We start from the raw sequence: 3556 nt of genomic DNA, 5'->3' as shown, positions 1-3556 counted from the left end.
AGTTTCAGCAAGCAATGGGTGACTTGTGGAAACAATATCAGGGGGTGATGGTGCAGCGGTTGACGGTACTGCAAGAATTGGCGGCAGCACTATCTGGTAAAATGATGGCTAAGGAGTTACGTCAATCGGGAGAACGAGAGGCGCACAAACTAGCTGGTGTGTTGGGAATGTTTGAGCAAGACAATGGCACTCAGCTAGCACGGGAAATTGAACAGATTTTAGGCAAAGATGACGATTTGTCAGTAAGTGAAAAGAGGCAATTGCCGACGCTGATTGAAGATTTGGGTAACATCATCAACCTGATGGGGCAAAATGTAGATTACCAAACTTCTACTGCGATCGCACCAGAAATTAGTACCCGATTAATATTAATTGACCCCAATCTGCAACTAGGTTCTCAGTTGCAACAACTGGTTGAGTGCATGGGAATATGCTGGCAGCAAATCAGCAACTTAGAGGATGCAAAAAACTTTCTCCAAACCACATCACCAGATTTAGTAGTGCTAAATATAGATGATATCGGCTGGCGTAAAGAAAGTTTGGCACTACTTTCGGACTTAGCAACGCGTACCCCACCTGTACCCGTTCTGGTGCTGGCTGCAACTGATGAGTTAGTAGAACGCGTAACTTTTGCTCAGTACGGGGCGCGGGGTTTTTTGGTCAAGCCTGTAACAGCTGCTCAAGTTTGGGATGTGTCGTCCCAAATATTACAACGAACTCGTTCTTTGCGGGTAAATATACTTGCAGTAGATGACGACCCACTGATTTTAGCAGCACTGCGCCCAATGTTAGAGCCGTGGGGTATGCGGATGACAGGATTAGAAAATCCGCTACGTTTCTGGGAAGTATTGCAATCTACTAAACCTGATTTATTGATTTTGGATGTGGAAATGCCTCATATAAGTGGTATCGAACTTTGCCGAGCAGTTCGTACCGATCCTCAATGGCAAGAATTACCGATTGTGTTTCTGACTGCTCACCGAGAAATGGAAACTGTGCAACAAGTGTTTGCTGTTGGGGGAGATGATTATGTGATTAAGCCTGTTGTTGGTGCAGAGTTGTTGGCACGCATTACCCATCGCTTAGAACGCAGTCGTTTACTACAATCGCTTTCTACTAAAGATGCTTTAACTGGACTAGCAAATCAGTTTCAGTCTAACCGCGACTTGCACCACCTAATTATTCAAGCTGAGAAAAATCAGCAATCTGTTTGCTTGATAATTTTAAGCGTCACTGATTTTCGTCAAATTAATATTAAGTATGGTCATCAGGTTGGAAACTAGGTATTGCAAAGATGGAGTCGTTTATTCCAATCGGCATTTTGCAGTGGTGAAATACTAGGTTATTGGGGTAATGGTGAATTTGTCGTGGGAGTTTCTGGGTTAACAAAAACAGAAGTAAACCATCGCCTCAGTGAGATTTTAACTACCCTCCGCCAGCAAATATTTACAGCCTTCGATGGCGATCGCTTTCAGGTAATATGTAATTTCACCGTAGCCGAATACCCCAATGATGGGCTAACGATACAATCTTTATACCAAGTAGCCGCTGGGCGTAATTCGTAATTACCATACTGCAAGGGTTTTATTTATTTCGGCGATCGCATTTGTTGATTTAGAGTTCGCATTTGCTGATTTAGAGTTCGCATTTGTTGATTTGGCGTTCGCATTTGTTGATTTGGCGTTCGCATTTGTTGATTTGGAGTTCGCATTTGTTGATTTGGAGTTCGCATTTGTTGATTTGGAGTTCGCATTTGTTGATTTGGCGTTCGCATTTGTTAATTTGGAGTTCGCATTTGTTGATTTGGAGTTCGCATTTGTTGATTTGGCGTTCGCATTTGTTAATTTGGCGATCGCATTTTTGTAAAATGAAGAGAATATGTAGTTTTGCTGTAGTCGAATATTTCAGTCAAGGACTAACGATACAATCACTATACAGATTTATTAGTATCATCCTTAGCACATGATTATTAATTTGTACAGTACTTAATCCATAATAATTACAATACGTTAGCGACGCAGAAGCGTCATTAAGAATATATTTAACAGGAGTCGTTAATGAGTACACAACAGCTAGAGCAGGTAAAGCAATTGCAAGCCACTGTGAACAAGATGGAAGTAACACTGGGTGCGATCGCTGATGCTGTAGTCTGGGTAGGAGAAGACCGACTCATTCAATGGTGCAATTCTCGCTTTGAGTCTCTGGTAAACCAATCTCACGCTACTGTCTGCGGTGCGAAGTTAACTGACTTGCTACCACTCACACAAGTAGGACAACCAGTTGCTTTATCCTGCTATCCTGATGTGCAGATACTCAATGGGGAGTATGAAACAGCAAATTATCAGTTGCAGCAAGATGAGCAAATAACATTACAAATTTCTGGTAGCTCTACCGGAATGACTAGCGATCGCTGTGCAATACTGGTGATTCGGGATATCACATTGACTCAACGAACTCAAGAATCCTTACAAGAGATCGAGGAGCGATTGCAGACATTAATTAACGCTACACCCGATATTATCTGTTTAAAAGACGGCGAGGGAAAATGGTTGCTGTCAAACCAGGCTAACCTAGAATTTTTACAGCTACAAGGCGTTGATTATCTAGGCAAAACAGACTCAGAACTAGCGGAATTTAGCAATTTTTATCATGATGCTTTGCTCAACTGCGATAAAACAGATGAACGAGCTTGGCAATTGGGATGTGTGCATCGGGTAGAAGAAGCTGTTCCTCGCCCTGATGGGACAGTGAGCAGTTTAGATATGATTAAAGCTCCCCTATTTTACCAGGATGGTAGACGCAAAGCTCTGGTGGTTTTAGGGCGGGATCTGAGCGAACGCAAACAAACCCAAGTAGCTTTAGAAAACTCTCTATCTTTGTTAAGCGCTATCTTTGAATCGATTCAAGATGGTATATTAGTCGTTGATAGCTCAAGTAATATCACTAGTTATAACCAAAAGTTCTTAGAAATGTGGTCAATTCCACCAGGACTTTTGACGGAACCAGATCATCCTCAGCGACTAGCGTATCTGGCAAATCAGCTAAAAGATCCCGATGGATTTTTGCAACGAGTCCGAGAACTATACTCACAGCCGGAATTAGTTAGTTACGACTGGTTAGAACTGGAAGATGGCAGAGTATTTGAGCGCTACTCTTGCCCTCAGCGCATCGGCGAACAAATTATTGGTAGAGTGTGGAGCTTCCGCGACATCACCCAACGTCAAAAGGCAGAAGCAGCACTGCGACAAAGTGAATTACAATACCGTAGTATTTTTGAAGCAATCAATGATGGACTATTTATTACTGACATAGAGACTGAAAAAGTCGCCGAAGTTAATCCTGCGGCTTGTCAGATGCACGGTTACTCTTATGAAGAATTTCTCACTTTACATCCATCTGCTTATATTCACCCAGACTCACATTCTGTTTTTCTAGAGTTTGTCGAGAAAACACGAGTTGGTGAGCAATTTTATGGACAAGCAGTTGATATCTGCAAAGATGGCACAGACAACAAGTGGTATCCAAACTAAGGAGGGAACTGGACTCGGACTGACTA

General features: G+C 42.4%; 4 protein-coding genes. 3 read left to right on the top strand and 1 reads right to left on the bottom strand.

All coding sequences use genetic code 11. The features are described 5' to 3' along the window. Both IQ229_RS18370 and IQ229_RS24195 read left to right on the top strand, forming a co-directional pair. The coding region (locus IQ229_RS18370) for a response regulator (protein WP_228013552.1) at positions 1–1283 on the top strand (1283 nt) is incomplete at its 5' end. Positions 1284–1286: 3 nt separating this feature from the next. Next, positions 1287–1565, top strand: coding sequence for a hypothetical protein (locus IQ229_RS24195; protein ID WP_228013551.1), 279 nt, complete (start codon positions 1287–1289; stop codon positions 1563–1565). A gap of 23 nt (positions 1566–1588) precedes the next feature. Here the strand turns inward: IQ229_RS24195 and IQ229_RS18365 are convergent, their stop codons facing one another. Continuing rightward, positions 1589–1774: a hypothetical protein gene (locus IQ229_RS18365; protein WP_194046171.1), complete on the bottom strand. Its 186-nt coding sequence runs from the start codon at positions 1772–1774 to the stop codon at positions 1589–1591. Positions 1775–2057: 283 nt separating this feature from the next. Here IQ229_RS18365 and IQ229_RS18360 point away from each other — a divergent pair, with 283 nt between their 5' ends. Further along, positions 2058–3530, top strand: a complete 1473-nt coding sequence (locus IQ229_RS18360) for a PAS domain-containing protein (protein ID WP_228013550.1) — start codon at positions 2058–2060, stop codon at positions 3528–3530. Positions 3531–3556 lie beyond the last annotated feature (26 nt).

The sequence above is a fragment of the Nostoc cf. edaphicum LEGE 07299 genome, from assembly GCF_015207245.1.
Classification (GTDB): Bacteria; Cyanobacteriota; Cyanobacteriia; order Cyanobacteriales; family Nostocaceae; genus Nostoc; species Nostoc edaphicum_B.
Note: the sequence above shows the minus strand (reverse complement) of the source record. Positions and strands in the feature narration are given on the sequence as shown.

Excerpts from the sequence above, each read along its gene's own strand:
- IQ229_RS18365 (WP_194046171.1), bottom strand. The coding sequence starts at position 1,774 with ATGCGAACGCCAAATCAACAAATGCGAACTCCAAATCAACAAATGCGA.
- IQ229_RS18360 (WP_228013550.1), top strand. The coding sequence starts at position 2,058 with ATGAGTACACAACAGCTAGAGCAGGTAAAGCAATTGCAAGCCACTGTG.